The following is a 17,888-nucleotide window of genomic DNA, read 5'->3' on the forward strand; positions in this document are numbered from 1 at the left end:
TTCGCTAGACAGGAGTACTTACCCCATGGACATCTGGAACTGGGTCGAAAAACTGCAGGGTGACCTGCGCCAGGCCGGCCAGGCGCAGAATGCGCACCTGCTGAACCGCCTCGCCGACGAGGTGAGTGAACTGCGTGTCGACCGCGTCGACGCGCTGCTGCCCGAAGCGCGTGCGCTGGGCAAGGCGCTGGACAACCCGTGGGTCGACGTCTACGTCGGCCACTGGGCGCTGCGCAACCGCGTCGGCAACCGCGTCGAAGGCGAGAGCGCGCTGGGCGAAGCCGTGGCGCTGTTCGAGCGTGCGCATCGCGAGGACACCCTGGAATGCCCGCAGTCGATCTGCGTGACCCAGGATCTTGCCGCCTGCTACGGCAACATCGATGGCCCCGGCTGGGTGCCGGAGCGCATCGAGGTGTGCGACGAGACGCTGGGTCGCATCGACCCGAGCTGGGCCTGCTTCCAGTGCCTGAGCTGCGAGAAGGCCGATGCACTGCTTGATGATGGCCGCGGCCAGGAGGCACTGGATTACCTGCAGGTGCAGTCCGACGCGATCGAGGCCTGCGGCAAGGAAGTGTTCGACAGCTTCCCGGAGATGCAGATCAAGATCCTGCTGGGCATGGGCCGCGCCGAAGAAGCGCTGCTGCTGATCGAGAAGCGCGAGGCCGAAGTGGCCGCGTCCGGCGAGTACGAGCCGGCCAACTGCACGGTGCCGCGTCGCCTGTCCAAGGCGTGGGCGCTGGCGCAGCTGGACCGCGACGAAGAGGCCTTGCAGCAGCTGGTGCCGTGGAGCGAGCTGACACCTACCTACTGGCGGCTGTGGGCGAACACCGCCGCAGCGCTGTGCCGGCGTGATCCCGCACGCAATACCTGGGACCTGGGTACGCGCTTCAACACCATCATCGAACACTTTGCCGAGGTTGGCTCGCACCGCCTGCTGATCGAAGTCGCTGCGCTGAGCCTGGAGCTGGCCCTGCAGCGTGGCGCACGCTGGGTGGCGCTGCGCCAGCTGGAACTGGCGCGTACCCATCTGGCACAGCTGCGCCAGGACCGGGGTGCGGCTGCGCTGGTGGCCGGCCTGGCGGCACGCATCGATGCATTGCCGGATGTGGCGCCGCTGCCGGTGCCAGCCGCTGAACTACTGGTTTGGCTGAACGAGCAGGGAGAGCAGAATCAGTCGCGCGATCCCGAACGTGAGGCGCAGTGGCTGCTGCAGGCACAGGCGCAGCTGCCAGATGACGAGGCGATGGCCGAGATGGCTGCCTCCGCGCTGAGCGCCTGTGGGGCGCAGACGGAAGCGCGCGCATTGCTGTGGCGCTTCGTGCGCGCACACACGCAGGATGATGGCCCGGCCGCCTACACGCTGATGCGCTGGCTGACCGAGCAGGGCGACGATGCAGGCCTGCGCCAGTTGGCTGATCTCTATCGTGGCAGCGTGCCGGTGTTCGCGCACTGGTGCGAGGTGCAGCGCGCCCGTCGCGTGTCCGACTGGCCGGCACTGGAGCAGGCCGCGCAGGCGCTGCTGGCGGCCTCGCCGGGCTCGCATGGCGCACGCGGTACGCTGGCGCGGATGTACATGGAAACCGGTCGCTTCAGCGAGGCGCAGGCCTGCTATGCGCAGCTGGTGGAGCTGCTGGAAGAACCCAACGCCGCACACTGGGACCACATGAGCGCGGCCAGCGCGGCACGCGACTGGGATGCGGTGCGCCGCTCGGCGGCGGCGATCGGCATGGAGCTGTCCAGCCAGGACGGCGTGGTCGAGGAGCCGTGGGGCTGGGTGATCATCCGCAGCGAAGAGAACGGCGAGCCGATGGAGTACTACGCGCGCCGCAGTGGCCCGGTCACCGCGCGTATCGTCGAGAACGCACCGGCCAACCGCGCCCAGCAGGTGGGCGACTGGGTGGTGTTCGATGCTGCGCTGGTGCACCCGGCGCCGGAGGAGGAGGAAGCGCGCGAGCATTTCATCCCGACCTATGCGCAGGTGCATGTCCTGGAGCGCGGCGGCTTCGCCCGCAGCTGGCTGATCGACGGCGCGCACCCGGGCGAAGACGCGTGGAATGCCTTTGTCGCAGCGGCCGAGGCGCAGGGCTGGCAGGTGTGGTCGCACAGCCGCCCGGACTACACCGTGACCGATCCGGACGAGGAGGAGGGCACGCTGCCGGGCCTGCTGTTCACCGTCGCCCAGCCGCAGGACCATGCACCGCTGGCGCTGCACCGCTTCCTGCAGCAGGAAACCGCGAAGTGGCAGCATCCGCATTGCTGGCTGCGGCTGGCCGAAGCCTGCGACCAGGATCGCCAGCCGCACCTGGACGTGATCGAGCGTTACGGCTTGTAAGCCTGGTATCGGGTAGTGCCGGCCGCTGGCCGGCAGCGCCGGGATATCCTGTGTTGCCGGCCAGCGGCCGGCACTACCTCAAGGAGAAATACATGCGAAAGACAGGGATGTTCATGATCGCCGGGCTGCTGCTGGCCCCCACCGTGCAGGCCGCACCGGCCTGCCAGGAACCAGTGGCTGTCGCCCGTGCCTTCTACGAGGCAACCAGCGGCAATGGCGATCTGCTGGAACCGCCGCCGGCGCTGGTCAGCCCGGCCTTCGGCAAGGCCCTGCGTGGCGAACGCGCCTGCCAGACGCGCGAGGAAGGCATCTGCACCATCGATTCGGACCCGTGGCTGGATGCGCAGGATGGCGACATCGAGAGTCCGGTGCGCTACATCTGGAAAGAGGCCTCGGCGACGTCCGGCCAGGTCGAGATGCGCTATTCGGTATGGAAGAAGGCCTACGTGACCCGGTTGCCGATGGTGCGCCAGGGGCAGGGCTGCTGGCAGGTGGATGACATCCTCACCAACAGCGGTCGCTCGGTACGGAAGATCCTGGCCCAGCCGCTGCCTTGACCGTCTGCGGCATCCACGCATAGTGCGGTCCTGTTGCCGGGCAGCGGCCGGCACTACCAGGGTGGGTGCCGACCGTTGGCCGGCACACCGCTATCGCGAATGCCCGAACACCAGCTCGATCGCGAACTGGCTGCCGAAGAAGGCCAGCAGCAGCAACAGCATCGCTGCCAGCGTCCAGTGCACCGCCTTCATGCCGCGCCAGCCGTAGCGGCGACGGCCGATCAGCAGCACGCCGAACACGATCCACGACAGCACGCTCAGCACGGTCTTGTGCACCAGCTTCTGCGCCAGCAGGTCGTCGACGAACAGCACACCGGTGACCAGGGTCAGGGTCAGCAGCGCGAAGCCGACGGTGATCACCCGGAACAGCAGCGATTCCAGGTCGGCCAGCGGCGGCAGGGCGCGCAGCCACGGGCGGAACTCGCGGCGGCGCAGGGCGCGTTCCTGCAGCCACAGCATGATCGCCAGCAGCGCGGCGATGCTCAGCGTGGCGTAGGCCAGCAGCGCCAGCCAGGCGTGGCTGGCCAGGCGCCAGCCCAGCACCTTGCTCGGTTCGTGGCCGTAGCCGTGGTAAGCCAGCAGCAGTACCGCGGCCAGCGGGAACACCACCACGCCCAGTGCCGACATGCGCCCGCGCGCGCTGACCAGCGAGGTCAGCCAGGCCATGCCCAGGCCGACCAGCGACAGCGCAGCGAAGAAGTGCATGTCCGGCCCGCCGTTGGTGCGCATCGCCACCATCACGTGGTAGCCGCCGTGCAGCAGCATCGCCGGCAGGGCGGGCCACAGCCAGGCGGGGGAGCCGGTGCTTTCATCGCGGCCAAGCGCACGCACCAGCAGGGCGCTGGCGGCCAGGTAGAGCAGGGCGGCGATGAGAACGATTAACATCGTTGCAGTTTCGCATACCCCCGTGATGCTGGCGACGGCCCCGTGGTCGCAGTCCGGAGAGGGGAGCGGACCCGTTATACTGTCTGCCTTATTGTCCCCCGCTTTCAGACAGGTTGCGCCGCATGTTCGAGTCACTGACCCAGCGCCTTTCCGGCACCATCGAGCGCCTGCGTGGCCGCGGCCGCCTGACCGAGGAGAACATCCGCGAGGCCACCCGTGAGGTCCGCATCGCGCTGCTCGAAGCCGACGTTGCGCTGCCGGTGGTGCAGGCCCTGATCGAGCGCATCAAGGTGCGCGCGGTCGGCCAGGAAGTGCTGAAGTCGCTGACCCCGGGCCAGGCCCTGATCAAGGTCGTGCGCGACGAGCTGACCGCGGTGATGGGCGCCGAAGCCAGCGACCTGAACCTCAATGTGCCCGCTCCGGCCATCATCCTGATGGCGGGCCTGCAGGGCGCCGGCAAGACCACCACGGTGGGCAAGCTGGCCAAGCACCTGAAGGAAAAGCGCAAGAAGAAGGTGATGGTGGTCTCGGCCGACGTCTACCGTCCGGCCGCGATCGAGCAGCTGAAGACCCTGGCCGAGCAGGTCGGCGTGCTGTTCTTCCCGTCCAGCGCCGACCAGAAGCCGGAAGCCATCGTCCGCGCCGCCATCGACGATGCGCGCAAGTCGTTCGTCGACGTGCTGCTGGTCGATACCGCCGGCCGCCTGGCCATCGACGAAGCAATGATGGCCGAGATCAAGGCCCTGCACGCGGCGGTGAATCCGGCCGAAACCCTGTTCGTGGTCGACGCCATGACCGGCCAGGACGCGGCCAACACCGCCAAGGCCTTCGGCGACGCCCTGCCGCTGACCGGCGTGGTGCTGACCAAGACCGACGGTGACGCCCGTGGCGGTGCCGCGCTGAGCGTGCGCTACATCACCGGCAAGCCGATCAAGTTCGTCGGTGTCAGCGAGAAGCCGGAGGGCCTGGACGTATTCCACCCGGACCGTATCGCCAGCCGCATCCTCGACATGGGCGACGTGCTGTCGCTGGTCGAGCAGGTCGAGCAGCAGGTCGACAAGGACAAGGCCGCCAAGCTGGCCGAGAAGGTCGCCAAGGGCAAGAAGTTCGACCTGAACGACATGCGTGACCAGCTGGAGCAGATGCAGAACATGGGCGGCATCGGCGGCCTGATGGACAAGCTGCCGGGCCTGGGCAACATCCCCGACCATCTGAAGCAGCAGGTCAGCCAGGGCAAGGAAGTGCCGCGCATGATCGCCATCATCAGCTCGATGACCAAGAAGGAACGGCGCAACCCGAACCTGCTCAACGGCTCGCGCCGCGCGCGCATCGCCAAGGGCTCGGGCGTGACCCCCGCCGACGTCAACAAGCTGATGAAGCAGTACATGCAGATGGAAAAGATGATGAGCAAGATGGCCGGCGGCGGCATGAAGGGCATGTTGCGCAGCATGAAGGGCATGATGGGCGCCATGGGCGGCCGCGGCATGCCGTTCCGTTGATGCGTTGAACACCGGCTTTTTTTGTAGAGTCGAGCCATGCTCGACTGCTTTTCTGTCGGTGCCCCGGTCGAGGTAGAGTCGAGCAAGCTCGACTCTACCCCCGTCCTGCGCGCACCATGGGGGCCTGTCCGAAACGATGGGCCGTCATGCAGAGTTCCGCTGTATCTGTATCTTCCCGCGTCGACGCGTTCTGCCGGCGCTTTGGCGTATCCGTTCCGATCCTGCTGGCCCCGATGGCCGGCGCCTGCCCGGTGCCGTTGTCGGCTGCGCTGGCCAATGCCGGCAGCATGGGGGCGATGGGCGCGGTGCTGTCGTCATCGGCCGATATCGGCCACTGGATGGATGACTTCCGCGCTGCCTCGACGGGCCCCGCACAGGTGAACCTATGGGTGCCGGACCCGGCACCGACCCGTGATGTCGCCGCTGAAGCCGCCAGCCGCGCCTTCCTCGCGCAGTGGGGTCCGGACGTGCCGGCCAGCGCCGCCGATGCCACGCCCGCCGACTTCGAAGAACAGTTCGCCGCACTGCTGGCGGCGCGCCCGGCGGTGGCCTCGACCATCATGGGCGTGCTGCTGCCGCGCCACGTACAGCAGTTGAAGGATGCCGGCATTGCCTGGATCGCCTGTGCGACCACCTTGTCCGAAGCGCGTGCGGCACAGGACGCCGGTGCCGACGCGGTGGTCGCACAGGGCGTGGAGGCCGGTGGCCATCGCGGTGCGTTCGATCCGGCGATGGCCGAGCGCCAGCTGGTCGGCCTGTTTGCGTTGTTGCCACGCCTGGCCGATCACCTGCAGATTCCGGTGATCGCCGCCGGCGGTATCGCCGACGGCCGTGGCATTGCTGCCGCACTCACCTTGGGGGCCAGCGCCGTGCAGATCGGCACTGCCTTCCTGCGCACGCCCGAAGCGGCGATCGCTTCAGCGTGGGCCGATGGATTGGCGGCCAGCGAACCGGAAGATACCTGGCCGACCCGCGCCTTCAGCGGCCGCCTGGGCCGTGGCCTGGCGACCCCCTATGTGCGCGCCGCCGCTGCGGAAGGCGCACCGGCGCCACGCCCGTACCCGGTGCAGCGCGGCCTGACCGCGCCGATGCGCAGGCAGGCCGTGCAGGAAAACCGTCTGGCGGCGATGCAGGCCTGGGCCGGGCAGTCGGCGTGGATGGCCCCGGCACAGCCGGCCGCCGACGTATTGCGCGGCATGTGGGAACAGGCGCAGGCGCTGCTGCGATGACCGTGACCTGCAACGGCCAACCGGTGCAGGTGGAGGATCTGCTGCCTGCGCTGGTCAACTATGGCCACTTCACCTCGCTGCAGGTGCGCGGTCACGCCGTGCAGGGACTGGACCTGCATCTGGCGCGGCTGTCGCAGGCCACGCGCGAACTGTTCGGCAGCGAACTGGATGCGGCGCAGGTGCAGGGCTGGATGGCGCAGGCGCTGCAGCAGGCTGGCCTGGCCGATGCCTCGCTGCGGGTGACGGTGTACTCGCGCCGCTTCGATTTCCGCAATCCGCTGGCGGCCGTACCGGTGGACGTGCTGGTGGCGGTGTCCGCGCCGGTGGCGCTGACCGCACCGAAGCGGGTGCGCAGCGTGGTGTGGCAGCGCGAACTGCCGCAGATCAAGCACGTCGGCACCTTCGGCCTGTTTGCCGAGCGCCGTGCGGCGATGGCGGAAGGGTTCGACGATGTGCTGTTCGTGACCGCTGATGGCGTGATGAGTGAAGGCAGCACCTGGAACCTGGCCGTGCACGATGGTGAGCGCCTGCTCTGGCCACAGGCGCCGGCCCTGCGCGGTACTGCCGAGACGTTGTTGAAGCAGCATTGGCAGGGGGCACAGCTGACGCGGCCGTTGGCATTGGCTGAACTGGATAGCGTGAAGGCCGCTTTTGCCTGCAACGCCAGCGGCCTATGGGCGCTGGACGCCATCGACGGGCATGTCCTGCCGGGTTCGCAGGCACTGGCTGAACAGGGCAGGGCAGTGCTGGCGGGCGTGCCGTGGCAGCCGCTTTCCTGAACGAGGCGCGCGGGCTGCCGGTCCTTCGGCATGACGCGGCGCTACCTTGAAGCGTTGTAGCGGGTAGCGCCGGGCCATGCCCGGCGGATGCTTCCGCAGCGAACAACACTCAGGAGTTCCAATCAGATATGGGCACGGTCACCGAGCAGCATCGCGCGGTAGCGATGCACGCAATCAAGATCATGGGCGGTGAGGGGCGGCCCATGGTCCAGGCCTTTCACGATGATCATCGCCAGCGTTCGGTCGATATCCTCACGACGTTCAGCTCTCCGGAAACAGGGCTGAAGTCCATCTCCTCCATCGGCCTGTCGGATTTTGTTCTACGTCATGCGGAGGGTCACGAACTGGAAACCCGCGTCGAGCTGTGCGCGTGTGCAGAACAGGACGCGCTGCATTGGGACAACGTCGCCGCCTCGACGGCTTTCGCGATCATGCGTGATCGTACGGCGGTGCGGCCTGGTAGCGTGATTCCGGACATCCTGCAGGACTACTTCCCATCGACCCGGATGCCGCACGTCTATCTGGTGCCGCCCTTCTTCTGGAATGACGCCAGGTTCCCGGGACTGCAGTTCCCGCCGGTGGCAATCAACTGGCTGCAGTGCATCGCCATCCACGAATCCGAGCGACAACTTGTCGAGCGGATTGGCAGCGAAGCATTTGATGACCTGCTGCAGCAGCATGAGATGGACGTGCTGGACTTGCATCGGGAGCCTGTCACTGGAGCACTCTGACGTTATTGCCTTGGGGACGTCGGCGGGGTCAGCTGGAGATTCATCACGTTGCTGAACGAATGCCGCCGGGCATGGCCCGGCGCTACCGTGAAGGTAGGCCATCCTTGGGGTTGGCTCGGCCGGGCTCTGCCGCTATAATCGCCCGCTTACCTCGCCATCCTGGCGACTGGGCAATAGGAAAAACACCATGGTCAAGATTCGACTGACCCGCGGCGGCGCCAAGAAGCGTCCGTTCTACCACATCATCGTCACCGACGTGCGCAGCGCGCGCGACGGCCGCAACATCGAGCGCGTTGGCTTCTACAACCCGGTCGCCCAGGGCGCCGAGAAGCGCATCGAGCTGGACCTGGCCCGCGTTGACCATTGGGTCAAGAACGGCGCCCAGCCGACCGACAAGGTCCGCAACCTGATCAAGGAAGCGACCAAGTCCCAGGCCGCTGCGGCCTGATCCTGACGGGCCACGCTTCGGCGTGGCCCTCTTGGTTGAAGCAGATGAAAGATATCGAGCGCCGCATCCTGCTGGGCAGGGTTGTCGGCGCTTTTGGTGTGCGCGGCGAGATCAAGCTCGAGTCCTGGACCGAGCCACGTTCCGCCATTTTCCGTTACCAGCCGTGGATCGTGCGCAGCCCGTCCGGCGTGGAAACCACGATTGAAGGTGTACGCGGCCGCGACAGCGGCAAGCACCTGGTCGCCCGTTTCCCCGGCGTCGAGGACCGCGATACCGTTGAAGCGATGCACGGCACCGAGATCTACGTGGCCCGCAGTGCGTTGCCGCCGCCGAAGCCCGATGAGTATTACTGGGTGGACCTGGAAGGCCTGGACGTGAAGACCACCGAGGGCGTTGCCCTGGGCCAGGTCTCGCACCTGTTCAGCACCGGCGCCAACGACGTGGTGGTGGTCCGTGGTGACCGCGAACGGATGATTCCGTTCGTGCAGCCGGACTTCGTCAAGTCGGTCGACTTCGAGGCCAACCTGGTCGTGGTCGACTGGGATCCCGAGTTCTGAGTGTGAGCATGCGTTTCGACGTCATCACCCTGTTCCCCGAGTTCCTCGCCCAGTCCGCTGGACTGGGCGTGGTCGGGCGCGCGCAGGAGAAGGGCCTGTTCAGCCTGCATGGCTGGAATCCCCGTGATTACGCCGAAGGCAACTACCGCCGGGTGGACGACCGTCCGTTCGGTGGTGGCCCGGGCATGGTGATGCTGATCGAGCCGCTGCAGGCCTGCCTGCAGGCGATCCGTGATGCTGATCCGACCCCGGCGCGGGTGATCTACCTCAGCCCGCAGGGGGCGCCGTTGACCCAGGCCAAGGTGCGGGAACTGGCGGCGCTGCCGCGCATGGTCCTGCTCTGTGGCCGCTACGAAGGCATCGACGAGCGTTTCCTGGAGGCCAATGTCGACGAGGAGATTTCCCTCGGCGACTACGTGCTGTCCGGTGGCGAGCTGGGCGCGGCGGTGATCATCGACGCCGTGGCCCGCCTGCAGGACGGTGCCCTGAACGACGCGGAATCGGCGGTGCAGGACAGCTTCGAGGGCGACCTCGGCCTGCTCGACTGCCCGCATTACAGCCAGCCGGCCCAGCACCCGCTGGGTGACGTGCCGGACGTGCTGCGCTCGGGCAACCACGCGGCCATCGCGGCCTGGCGCCGCCAGCAGTCGCTGGTCCGTACCGCCCAGCGGCGCCCGGACCTGCTGGATGAACAGGCGCTGGGCAAGGCCGACCGCAAGCTGCTGGAGCAGGGCCGTCAGGCCCAGAAACACAAGGCCAGCCCCTAGCGCAGGGCTGGCGTTATCGGCTATCATGGCCAATTCCCGTCGGCCCCGGCCGACGCGCGCAGTACCCAAAACAAACGTGCAGCACAGTCCGGTGACTGCATGAGCCTACGTTGTCGATACGACACGCCCACCCGAACAAGAATCGGTGTAACCCATGAGCAAGCTGAACAAGTCCATCGTCGCGGAATTCGAATCCGCCCAGATCACCCGTGAACTGCCGAAGTTCAGCCAGGGCGACACCGTTGTCGTCAACGTGAAGGTGAAGGAAGGCAGCCGCGAGCGCGTGCAGGCCTACGAAGGCGTTGTCATCGCCACCAAGAACGCCGGCCTGAACTCCTCGTTCACCGTCCGCAAGATCTCGCACGGCTACGGCGTCGAGCGCGTTTTCCAGACCCACAGCGCCATCATCGACTCGGTCGAAGTGAAGCGTCGTGGTAAGGTCCGCGCCGGCAAGCTGTACTACCTGCGTGGCCTGGAAGGCAAGGCTGCCCGCATCAAGGAAGACCTGGCTGCCGCTGCTGCCGCCAAGGCTGCCCGTCTGGCCGAAAAGGCCTGATAAACAACTTCGGTTGTTGCCGCGACGGCCACCTTCGGGTGGCCGTTTGCGTTTCCGGCATCGCTTCGGCCACGATCAGGGGATGAACGACATCAACCCGCGCTATCCCGCCGTGATCCAGTCGGCGCTGCGCTTCCTCGACGGAAAAGGGCTGGCGCGCGTGCAGTCGGCACCGCTGCTGCATCGCCTTCTGTGGCGCATGGGCATCGCACTGCCACCGCCGATCCTGGCCGGCTTCGGCACCAATGCGCTGGTGCAGGGCCTGCTGTTCGGGCTGTTCTGGACCGCGCTGATGTGGCTGATGCTGTGGCAGGGCAGTGAGCGCCCGCTGGCCCTGCTGCTGGCGGCCGGCCTGGTGGCCGGTGCGCTGTTCGGCATTGTGATGGCGGCGCTGATGCGTTCGCTGCGCCGCCACCGCAAGCTGCCGGACTGGCAGCAGTTCCGGGCGCGGCAAGCGGACTGAGCCGATGGCGCACTGCGCCGTGACCGTTGGGGACAGGCCGCGCTAGGCTGCGGTTTCATCCCGATGGACGTGCTGTGCGATGCCTGCCAAGCGAACCGCACCTTCCACCGCGCCCGCGCTGTTGTCAGGCGGCAACCCGCAGATCGCCAAGGGCGAGGGCGATGCGCCGGTGCAGGCCTATATCGCGGCGATGCCGGACTGGAAGCGGCCGATCGGAGCACAGCTGGACGCGCTGATCGAACAGGCTGTACCCGGTGTGCACAAGGCAGTGAAGTGGAATTCGCCGATGTATGCGGTTGCGCCGGGCGAAGGCTGGTTTCTCAGCTTCCACTGCTTCACCCGCTACATCAAGGTGGCGTTCTTCCGCGGCGCTGCGCTGAAGCCGGCGCCGCCGGAGCCGTCGAAGAGTGCTGATACGCGCTACCTGCACATCCAGCAGGAGGGTGCGTTGGATGAGGCGCAGTTCCTCGACTGGGTGCGCCAGGCCGCGGCATTGCCCGGCGAGCGCATGTAAGTGCATCGTTCCGATCTCCCTGCCGACGAGAACCGCTGATGGCCACGCATGCACCGAACCCTGCCGATGCCGGAACCCCGGCCGCTGAACTGATCGATGCACGCATCGCCGAGCTGGGCGACTGGCGTGGCGAGGCGCTGGCACGCGTGCGTGCCTTGATCCACGAGGCGCTGCCGGACGTGCAGGAAACCTGGAAGTGGCGCGGCACGCCGGTGTGGGAGCACAACGGCATCCTGTGCACCGGCGAAACCTACAAACAGGCGGTGAAGCTGACCTTTGCCAACGGTGCGGCGTTGGCCGATCCGAAGGGCCTGTTCAACGCCAGCCTGGACGGCAACACGCGACGTGCGATCGACATCCATGAAGGCGCGATGCCGGATGCCGCCGCGTTGAAGGCACTGCTGCGCGCGGCGGCCACGTTCAACGCGGCGAAGAAGAAGCGGTAGAGCCGGCCGCTGGCCGGCTGTTGCGCGATGCTTCCGGAGGGGCTTGAGGTTGCCGGCCAGCGGCCGGCACTACCGCAGTGGCGCGGCATCCGGGTCGGCCACCGGCGACGGCGGGCAGGCCGGAATCTCCGACGGCGTGGCCAGTTCCTCGGCGTGCGAGGGCTTGCCCATCATCTTCGCCTTGCGCCAGCCGCCCCAGCGGTAATAGGCCAGCGACAGCAGCATCGACACCAGCGAGCTGACCGGGAAGCTCCACCAGATCGCATCGGCGCCCCAGTACGGCTGCAGCAGTTCGGCGAACGGCACGCGTACGCCCCACAGCGAACCGGCCAGGATCAGCAGCGGCGGAATCACTGCGCCGGTGGAGCGAACCACGCCGGAGATCACGAAGCTGACGCCGAAGAACAGGAACGAGCCGATCACCACGTGGTTGAGATGGCGGGCGATGTCCAGCGCCTGGCTGGCCGGTGGCAGGAACAGTGCCAGCAGCTGGCGATCGAACACCACCAGCGGCAGGATCAGCGCGCCGGTCAACAGGAAGTTGAACAGCACGCCCTGGCGCGCAGTGCCACGCACGCGATCCCAGCGCTGCGCACCGACGTTCTGCGCGGCCATCGACGAGCACGCCGCACCGATCGCCATGGCCGGCATCTGCAGGTAGTTCCACAGCTGCAGGGCAGCGCCGTAACCGGCGCCGGTGTCGGTGCCGTACTGGTTGACCATGGTCATCAGCAGGATCACCGACAGCGAGATCAGCACCATCTGCAGGCCCATCGGCACGCCCTTGATGACCAGCGCCTTGAGGATGGTCAGGTCGAGCTTGAACAGGCGCATGTCGGCGCGGCCCAGCCACAGGGTGTGGCGCTTGTGCCGCATGTACAGCAGCAGGCCGGCCAGCGACAGCGTCTGCGCGACCAGCGTGGCCCAGGCCGAACCGGCAATGCCCAGCGCCGGGAACGGCCCCATGCCGAAGATCAGCACCGGGTTCAGCACGATGTCCAGCGCCACCGACACCATCAGGAAACGGAACGGCGTGCGTGAATCACCGGCACCGCGCAGCGCGGCGGTGAGGAAGGCGAACGCGTACAGCGTCGGCATCGCCAGGAAGATGATCTGCAGGTAGGCCTCGGCCAGCGGCAGCGAGGCGGCCGGCGTGCCCATCGCCGCCAGCAGCGGATGGGCCATGAACCAGCCGGCGATGGCGATGATCACCGACAGGCCGATGAAGAAGGTGGCGCTGGTACCGACCACGCGCCGTGCCTGCGCGATGTCGCGCGCACCGATCGCCTGGCCGATCAGGATGGTCGAGGCCATGCCGAAGCCGAACACCGAGCCGATCAGGAAGAACATGATGTTGTTGGCGTTCGCGGTGGCGGTCAGTGCCGCCTCGCCGAGGAAGCGCCCGACCCAGACCGCATTCACCGAACCGTTCAGCGACTGCGCGATGTTGCCGGCCAGGATCGGCAGGGAAAACAACAGGAGATTGCGGCCGATCGGGCCGGAGGTCAGGTCAAGCGGCGCTTTGGCCATGGAGTGGTGATCGAATCCCGGGAGGCGCACACTAGCACCAAGCCGGTTTGCAGGATGTGGCAATGCATCAACGACTGCAGGTGAAGCGAAGGCTGGCGCTGGCCTTGATCGGCGCCGCGCTGGCCGCATGTTCGACAAGTGACCGGCTGGGCGATACCCAGGTGCGGCCAACCGACCGCGCCGAGTGCCTGGTCGGCAGCCAGCGCCAGGATCTTTCCGCCGGCGTTCCCACCCTGATCGGGGGCAGCGGCTGCCGCACCGACCCCGACAACCCGCGTCCCCTGAACAAGCGAACGGAGTAGTCCCTGCCGATGACCGAGCTTTCCCCGCTGTCGCCCAGTGTCCGCCTGGACATCTGGCTGTGGGCGGCCCGTTTCTTCAAGACCCGCAGCCTGGCCAAGCAGGCCATCGAGACCGGCAAGGTCAGCGTGGCCGGGCAGCGCCCGAAGTCCTCGCGCGCGGTGCGCGTGGGTGAGCAGCTGCAGGTCGACCGCGGCGAGGAGCATTTCGAGATCCAGGTGCTGGGCCTGAGCGACCAGCGCGGGCCGGCGCCAACGGCACAGCAGCTGTACGCCGAGAGCGAGGCTTCGAAGGCGCGCCGTGCCGAACAGCGTGCACTGCGCATCGCGGCACGCGATGGTTTCCAGCCGCCGGAACACAAGCCGGACAAGCGCGCGCGGCGTTTGATCCGGGCCTTGGGTGACATCGACGCGCTCTAGCGAAATCCTGATTCCAACGGATTGTTCCTATCGCGGTGCGAAACAAGGCGCCGGTCACGGTACGTTCGGATTGCGCTGGGCAGGCTGGTTTTTCACCTATCGAAGGCCTGCCCATGCGTCGTCTGCTGTTATGCCTGTCCCTGCTTGCTGCTGCGCCACTGCACGCTGCCGACATCACCTTCTGGGACGTTCCGCAACGCGGTGGCAACAGCATGAACATGTCGCCTCCGGACCGGAAATACTTCGAGGCGCTGCGTGCGACCGGTGCGACCTGGGTGCGGCTGGTGCCGGACAAGTGGAAGGGGCAGGGCGGTCGTGACTTCCTGATCGGCAACGCCGATGACTATCGCGGACTGGTTCCGGCCGACCTGGCCACGCTGCGGCGGGTGCTGGATGACGCCGATGCGGCCGGACTGAAAGTGGTGCTGACGCCGCTGTCGCTGCCGTTGCTGCGCTGGAAGCAGCACAACGGCGATGTGGTCGACCAGCGCCTGTGGCAGTCCTTCGACAACCATGTGCCGGTCCGTCGCTTCTGGCATGACCTGGCCACGGCGCTGAAGGGTCATCCTGCCTTGGCCGCCTACAACCTCATCAATGAGCCGGTGCCCGAGTACGGTGCAGGCCTGGCCGAGCATGCGTCCACTGAGGCGATGCAGCGGTGGTATGCCGGTGTGCAGGACGGCCCACGCGATCTGCGCCGCTTCTACTCGGAACTGATCGCCAGCATCCGCGAGGTCGACACCGCGATGCCGCTGATGCTGGATGCGGGCTGGTATGCCGCCGCCGACGGTTTCAACTACTGGCCGGCACCGCTGGCGGATTCGAAGCTGCTGTACAGCGTGCACATGTACGAGCCGTATGCAGCAACCAGTGCACCGAACCAGACGCGTGCCAAACCCTGGCGCTATCCGGCGCAGGTGCCGTTCGGTGCAGGCAGCGAGCATTGGGATGCGGCGCGTGTACGCCGTTACCTGCAGCAGCCGATGACGTGGGCCGCCTCGCATGGCGTCGGTGCCAACCGCATGGTGGTGGCCGAATTCGGCTGCATGCGGCGGTGGCCGGACTGCAGCCGCTACCTGCAGGATGTGCTGCAGGTGCTGGAGCAGGACAAGGTGCACTGGGCCTTCTACGCCTTCCGCGAGGATGGCTGGGATGGCATGGACTACGAACTGGGCGACAAGCCGCTGCCGTGGTCGTACTGGCAGGCGCAGGAAAAGGGCGGCCATGTCGAGCCGCCGCGTTCGATGCAGGCGCCCCTGTTCGCACCGATCCTGCAGCGTTTGAAGGCGGGCAACCGGTAAGCCGCCGGGCATGGCCCGGCGCTACCCATGGCGATGCCGGTAGCGCCGGCCCATGTCCGGCCAGGCTTTCCCTCAGCGCTTGCCGCCGAGCAGATTGCCGCCCAGCTTGAGCAGATCGCCCACGCCCAGCTGACCATCACCATCCTGGTCCAGCAGGCTGCCGAGCAGGCCGCCGGCCAGGCCACCCTGTTGCTGCACCTGCTGCTTCTCCTGGCCCAGGGCCTGGCTGAGCGAGCCGGCATCGGCCTGGCCGCCGCCGAGACGCTGGGCGAGGAAGGCCATCACGATCGGGGCAAGAATCTGCAGCAGCTGGCTGGTGCGGCCGCTGTCGAGCTGGGTGGCCTGGGCCAGGCCGGTTTCCACCTTCTGCTGGCTGCCGCCGAAGATGTGGCCGAGGATGCCGGCACCGTCGCTGGCGGCACCACCGCCACCACCACCCAGTACCGAGCCGAGCACGCTGCCCAGGTCCAGGCCGCTGTGGTTGTTCTGCAAGGCGCCGAGCAGCGCCTGCGCGCCCTGCGGCTGCGAGGCGTTGTTGCCCAGCGCGCCCATCAGCACCGGCAGCGCGGCACTGATCGCGCCGGAAGCCTGGGTATCGCTGATGCCGAGCTGCTGCGACACCTGCTGCAGCGGGGCGCCCTGCAATTTGGCGAGAAGTTCGTCGGTCAGGCTCATCTGCGGAATCCTTGATTGGGGTTGGGCGTGCAGAAGGTACGACGCGGACCGTTAAAACGGCGACGCCGCCTCACGGGGAGGCGGCGTGCCGTACACGGGGCAGGGCGATCAGAGCTCGATGTCTTCGGCGCCCGGGGTCGCGGTGGGGAAGTCCGCTTCCGGCTGCGCCGGCTTGAACGGATCCGACGGCTGGCTGGCCAGCGCCTTCAGCGCCGCGGCAACGCCGGCACCGTAGGCCGGGTCGGCCTTGCTGCAGTTGTCGATGTGGCGCTGCTTGATGAAGTCCGGCGCATCGCCCAGGGCGCGGGCGGTGTTGGCGAACAGGCGGTCCTTCTGCGCCTGGTTGTAGCTGCGGAACAGCGCACCGGGCTGGCTGAAATAGTCGGCGTCGTCCTCACGGAAATTCCAGAAGTCGGCGTCGCCGCGGATCTTCATCGGCGGTTCGCGGTACTGCGGCTGTTCCTGCCACTGGCCGTAGCTGTTCGGCTCGTAGTGCGGCAGGCCGCCGTAGTTGCCGTCCACGCGCATCGCACCGTCGCGGTGGTTGCTGTGTACCGGGCAGCGCGCGGCGTTCACCGGAATCTGGTGGTGGTTCACGCCCAAGCGGTAGCGCTGCGCATCGGAATAGGCGAACAGCCGAGCCTGCAGCATCTTGTCCGGCGACGGGCCGATGCCCGGCACCAGGTTGCTCGGTGCGAACGCGGACTGCTCAACGTCCTGGTACCAGTTGACCGGGTTGCGGTTCAGTTCGAACTGGCCCACTTCGATCAGCGGGTAGTCGCTCTTCGGCCACACCTTGGTCAGGTCGAACGGATGCACGCGGTAGGTTTCCGCGTCCAGCTCCGGCATGACCTGGATGAACAGCTTCCACTTCGGGAAGTCGCCCTTCTCGATCGCGGCGAACAGGTCGCGGCCGTGGCTTTCGCGGTCATGGCCGACCAGGATCTGCGCCTGTGCGTCGGTCAGCGATTCGATGCCCTGCTGGCTGACGAAGTGGAACTTGACCCAGAAGCGCTCGCTGTCGGCATTGGTGAAGCTGTAGGTGTGCGAGCCGAAGCCGTGCATGTGGCGGAAGCTGCGCGGAATGCCGCGGTCGCTCATCACCACGGTCACCTGCAACAGGGCTTCGGGCAGCAGCGTCCAGAAGTCCCAGTTGTTGCGCGCGCTGCGCAGGTTGGTGTGCGGGTCGCGCTTCACGGCCTTGTTGAGGTCGGCGAACTTGCGCGGGTCGCGCAGGAAGAACACCGGGGTGTTGTTGCCGACCAGGTCCCAGTTGCCTTCTTCGGTGTAGAACTTCAGCGCGAAGCCGCGGATGTCACGTTCGGCGTCGGCGGCGCCACGCTCGCCGGCCACCGTGGTGAAGCGGGCGAACATCTCGGTCTGCTTGCCGACCTTCTCGAACAGCTTGGCGCGGGTGTACTTGCTGATGTCGTGGGTGACGGTGAAGGTGCCGAACGCGCCCGAGCCCTTCGCGTGCATGCGGCGCTCGGGAATGATCTCGCGGTTGAGGTTGGCCAGCTTTTCCAGCAGCCAGACGTCTTCCATCAGCAGCGGGCCACGCGGGCCGGCGGTCTTGCTGTTCTGGTTGTCCACCACCGGCGCGCCGAAGGCCGTGGTCATCGGCGTGACCGGATCATCGCCATGCTTCTGCTTGGGCGTGGTGCTGAGCTCGCGCTGCTGCTCGGCGCCCTGATCCGGCGACGGGGCGGTGTGATACGGGCACTTGGCGTTGTTGTTGTCGGACTGGCTCATCGGCTGGCTCCTGGTGGCGGTGAAGACGTGGGAGAAACATCTTCACTCGACTTTAGCTATGGCCAGATGAAATGAATAATCGAATGATCCGTTCAGGTTGATAGGTTCTGTCAATTGAAACGCAGAATCGGATTTGCACAGTCTTTCA

General features: G+C 67.0%; 20 protein-coding genes. 16 read left to right on the plus strand and 4 right to left on the minus strand.

Annotation, left to right across the window (positions count from 1 at the left end; all coding sequences use genetic code 11):
- Positions 1-25 precede the first annotated feature (25 nt).
- Together ACZK45_RS05840 and ACZK45_RS05845 are read left to right on the plus strand one after the other, a co-directional pair.
- Complete coding sequence (locus ACZK45_RS05840) at positions 26-2,332, plus strand: tetratricopeptide repeat protein (RefSeq protein WP_478445582.1); 2,307 nt, start codon at positions 26-28, stop codon at positions 2,330-2,332.
- 92 nt (positions 2,333-2,424) lie between these two features.
- Positions 2,425-2,889: a YqhG/Tai3 family protein gene (locus ACZK45_RS05845; RefSeq protein ID WP_478445583.1), complete on the plus strand. Its 465-nt coding sequence runs from the start codon at positions 2,425-2,427 to the stop codon at positions 2,887-2,889.
- Positions 2,890-2,979: 90 nt separating this feature from the next.
- On the opposite strand, the gene ACZK45_RS05850 is transcribed toward ACZK45_RS05845, so the two are convergent.
- Positions 2,980-3,774 carry a cytochrome C assembly family protein gene (locus ACZK45_RS05850; RefSeq protein WP_478445584.1) on the minus strand — a complete coding sequence of 265 codons (795 nt, stop codon included), beginning with the start codon at positions 3,772-3,774 and terminating at the stop codon, positions 2,980-2,982.
- 122 nt (positions 3,775-3,896) lie between these two features.
- Here ACZK45_RS05850 and ffh point away from each other — a divergent pair, with 122 nt between their 5' ends.
- The 11 genes from ffh (at position 3,897) to ACZK45_RS05905 (ending at position 11,763) form a co-directional block, all read left to right on the plus strand.
- A complete protein-coding gene (gene ffh / locus ACZK45_RS05855) occupies positions 3,897-5,273 on the plus strand; it encodes a signal recognition particle protein (protein ID WP_005408591.1) in 1,377 nt (458 codons plus the stop codon).
- A 146-nt stretch (positions 5,274-5,419) separates the two neighbouring features.
- The gene (locus tag ACZK45_RS05860) at positions 5,420-6,502 is read left to right on the plus strand and encodes an NAD(P)H-dependent flavin oxidoreductase (protein WP_329811549.1); all 1,083 of its coding nucleotides are present in this window, start codon (positions 5,420-5,422) and stop codon (positions 6,500-6,502) included.
- Positions 6,499-7,281, plus strand: a complete 783-nt coding sequence (locus ACZK45_RS05865; protein ID WP_253143369.1) for an aminotransferase class IV family protein — start codon at positions 6,499-6,501, stop codon at positions 7,279-7,281. The genes ACZK45_RS05860 and ACZK45_RS05865 overlap by 4 nt, the downstream gene beginning before the upstream one ends.
- Positions 7,282-7,409: 128 nt before the next feature.
- A complete protein-coding gene (locus ACZK45_RS05870; RefSeq protein WP_253143368.1) occupies positions 7,410-8,012 on the plus strand; it encodes a suppressor of fused domain protein in 603 nt (200 codons plus the stop codon).
- 187 nt (positions 8,013-8,199) lie between these two features.
- Positions 8,200-8,460, plus strand: coding sequence for a 30S ribosomal protein S16 (gene rpsP / locus ACZK45_RS05875; RefSeq protein WP_005415733.1), 261 nt, complete (start codon positions 8,200-8,202; stop codon positions 8,458-8,460).
- Positions 8,461-8,504: 44 nt separating this feature from the next.
- Positions 8,505-9,017, plus strand: coding sequence for a ribosome maturation factor RimM (gene rimM, locus ACZK45_RS05880; protein ID WP_010483256.1), 513 nt, complete (start codon positions 8,505-8,507; stop codon positions 9,015-9,017).
- An 8-nt stretch (positions 9,018-9,025) separates the two neighbouring features.
- Positions 9,026-9,784, plus strand: coding sequence for a tRNA (guanosine(37)-N1)-methyltransferase TrmD (gene trmD / locus ACZK45_RS05885; protein ID WP_253143367.1), 759 nt, complete (start codon positions 9,026-9,028; stop codon positions 9,782-9,784).
- 154 nt (positions 9,785-9,938) lie between these two features.
- A complete protein-coding gene (gene rplS, locus ACZK45_RS05890; RefSeq protein WP_005408597.1) occupies positions 9,939-10,340 on the plus strand; it encodes a 50S ribosomal protein L19 in 402 nt (133 codons plus the stop codon).
- An 82-nt stretch (positions 10,341-10,422) separates the two neighbouring features.
- Positions 10,423-10,803 (plus strand): DUF6404 family protein, encoded by a 381-nt coding sequence (locus ACZK45_RS05895; RefSeq protein ID WP_049462347.1) that lies wholly within the window; start codon positions 10,423-10,425, stop codon positions 10,801-10,803.
- A 79-nt stretch (positions 10,804-10,882) separates the two neighbouring features.
- The gene (locus ACZK45_RS05900; RefSeq protein WP_253143366.1) at positions 10,883-11,317 is read left to right on the plus strand and encodes a DUF1801 domain-containing protein; all 435 of its coding nucleotides are present in this window, start codon (positions 10,883-10,885) and stop codon (positions 11,315-11,317) included.
- 38 nt (positions 11,318-11,355) lie between these two features.
- Positions 11,356-11,763, plus strand: coding sequence for a DUF1801 domain-containing protein (locus tag ACZK45_RS05905; protein ID WP_253143365.1), 408 nt, complete (start codon positions 11,356-11,358; stop codon positions 11,761-11,763).
- Between the two features lie 69 nt (positions 11,764-11,832).
- On the opposite strand, the gene ACZK45_RS05910 is transcribed toward ACZK45_RS05905, so the two are convergent.
- Positions 11,833-13,293 carry an MATE family efflux transporter gene (locus ACZK45_RS05910; protein WP_049399635.1) on the minus strand — a complete coding sequence of 487 codons (1,461 nt, stop codon included), beginning with the start codon at positions 13,291-13,293 and terminating at the stop codon, positions 11,833-11,835.
- Between the two features lie 62 nt (positions 13,294-13,355).
- On the opposite strand from ACZK45_RS05910, the gene ACZK45_RS05915 reads away from it, so the two are divergent.
- From ACZK45_RS05915 to ACZK45_RS05925, 3 genes are all read left to right on the plus strand, one after another.
- A complete protein-coding gene (locus ACZK45_RS05915) occupies positions 13,356-13,595 on the plus strand; it encodes a hypothetical protein (protein ID WP_125894513.1) in 240 nt (79 codons plus the stop codon).
- Between the two features lie 9 nt (positions 13,596-13,604).
- Positions 13,605-14,012, plus strand: a complete 408-nt coding sequence (locus tag ACZK45_RS05920; protein WP_005408603.1) for an RNA-binding S4 domain-containing protein — start codon at positions 13,605-13,607, stop codon at positions 14,010-14,012.
- A gap of 113 nt (positions 14,013-14,125) precedes the next feature.
- On the plus strand, positions 14,126-15,313 hold the full coding sequence (locus tag ACZK45_RS05925) for a glycoside hydrolase family 5 protein (RefSeq protein WP_253143364.1): 1,188 nt from the start codon (positions 14,126-14,128) through the stop codon (positions 15,311-15,313).
- Positions 15,314-15,385: 72 nt separating this feature from the next.
- Here ACZK45_RS05925 and ACZK45_RS05930 read toward each other — a convergent pair whose 3' ends face one another.
- Positions 15,386-15,988: a DUF937 domain-containing protein gene (locus ACZK45_RS05930; protein WP_049424483.1), complete on the minus strand. Its 603-nt coding sequence runs from the start codon at positions 15,986-15,988 to the stop codon at positions 15,386-15,388.
- A 108-nt stretch (positions 15,989-16,096) separates the two neighbouring features.
- On the minus strand, positions 16,097-17,740 hold the full coding sequence (locus tag ACZK45_RS05935; RefSeq protein WP_478445585.1) for a catalase: 1,644 nt from the start codon (positions 17,738-17,740) through the stop codon (positions 16,097-16,099).
- Between the last annotated feature and the right edge of the window lie 148 nt (positions 17,741-17,888).

The organism is Stenotrophomonas sp. 63632_Sma, from assembly GCF_056482875.1.

Bases quoted from the DNA above. Each gene is read 5' to 3' on its own strand.
- ACZK45_RS05915 (WP_125894513.1), top strand. From the start codon at position 13,356: ATGCATCAACGACTGCAGGTGAAGCGAAGGCTGGCGCTGGCCTTGATC.
- ACZK45_RS05845 (WP_478445583.1), top strand. From the start codon at position 2,425: ATGCGAAAGACAGGGATGTTCATGATCGCCGGGCTGCTGCTGGCCCCC.
- ACZK45_RS05920 (WP_005408603.1), top strand. From the start codon at position 13,605: ATGACCGAGCTTTCCCCGCTGTCGCCCAGTGTCCGCCTGGACATCTGG.
- ACZK45_RS05895 (WP_049462347.1), top strand. From the start codon at position 10,423: ATGAACGACATCAACCCGCGCTATCCCGCCGTGATCCAGTCGGCGCTG.
- ACZK45_RS05900 (WP_253143366.1), top strand. From the start codon at position 10,883: ATGCCTGCCAAGCGAACCGCACCTTCCACCGCGCCCGCGCTGTTGTCA.
- ACZK45_RS05870 (WP_253143368.1), top strand. From the start codon at position 7,410: ATGGGCACGGTCACCGAGCAGCATCGCGCGGTAGCGATGCACGCAATC.
- ACZK45_RS05910 (WP_049399635.1), bottom strand. From the start codon at position 13,293: ATGGCCAAAGCGCCGCTTGACCTGACCTCCGGCCCGATCGGCCGCAAT.
- ACZK45_RS05860 (WP_329811549.1), top strand. From the start codon at position 5,420: ATGCAGAGTTCCGCTGTATCTGTATCTTCCCGCGTCGACGCGTTCTGC.
- rplS (WP_005408597.1), top strand. From the start codon at position 9,939: ATGAGCAAGCTGAACAAGTCCATCGTCGCGGAATTCGAATCCGCCCAG.
- ACZK45_RS05865 (WP_253143369.1), top strand. From the start codon at position 6,499: ATGACCGTGACCTGCAACGGCCAACCGGTGCAGGTGGAGGATCTGCTG.
- rpsP (WP_005415733.1), top strand. From the start codon at position 8,200: ATGGTCAAGATTCGACTGACCCGCGGCGGCGCCAAGAAGCGTCCGTTC.
- trmD (WP_253143367.1), top strand. From the start codon at position 9,026: ATGCGTTTCGACGTCATCACCCTGTTCCCCGAGTTCCTCGCCCAGTCC.
- ACZK45_RS05935 (WP_478445585.1), bottom strand. From the start codon at position 17,740: ATGAGCCAGTCCGACAACAACAACGCCAAGTGCCCGTATCACACCGCC.
- ACZK45_RS05840 (WP_478445582.1), top strand. From the start codon at position 26: ATGGACATCTGGAACTGGGTCGAAAAACTGCAGGGTGACCTGCGCCAG.
- ffh (WP_005408591.1), top strand. From the start codon at position 3,897: ATGTTCGAGTCACTGACCCAGCGCCTTTCCGGCACCATCGAGCGCCTG.
- rimM (WP_010483256.1), top strand. From the start codon at position 8,505: ATGAAAGATATCGAGCGCCGCATCCTGCTGGGCAGGGTTGTCGGCGCT.
- ACZK45_RS05850 (WP_478445584.1), bottom strand. From the start codon at position 3,774: ATGTTAATCGTTCTCATCGCCGCCCTGCTCTACCTGGCCGCCAGCGCC.
- ACZK45_RS05930 (WP_049424483.1), bottom strand. From the start codon at position 15,988: ATGAGCCTGACCGACGAACTTCTCGCCAAATTGCAGGGCGCCCCGCTG.
- ACZK45_RS05925 (WP_253143364.1), top strand. From the start codon at position 14,126: ATGCGTCGTCTGCTGTTATGCCTGTCCCTGCTTGCTGCTGCGCCACTG.
- ACZK45_RS05905 (WP_253143365.1), top strand. From the start codon at position 11,356: ATGGCCACGCATGCACCGAACCCTGCCGATGCCGGAACCCCGGCCGCT.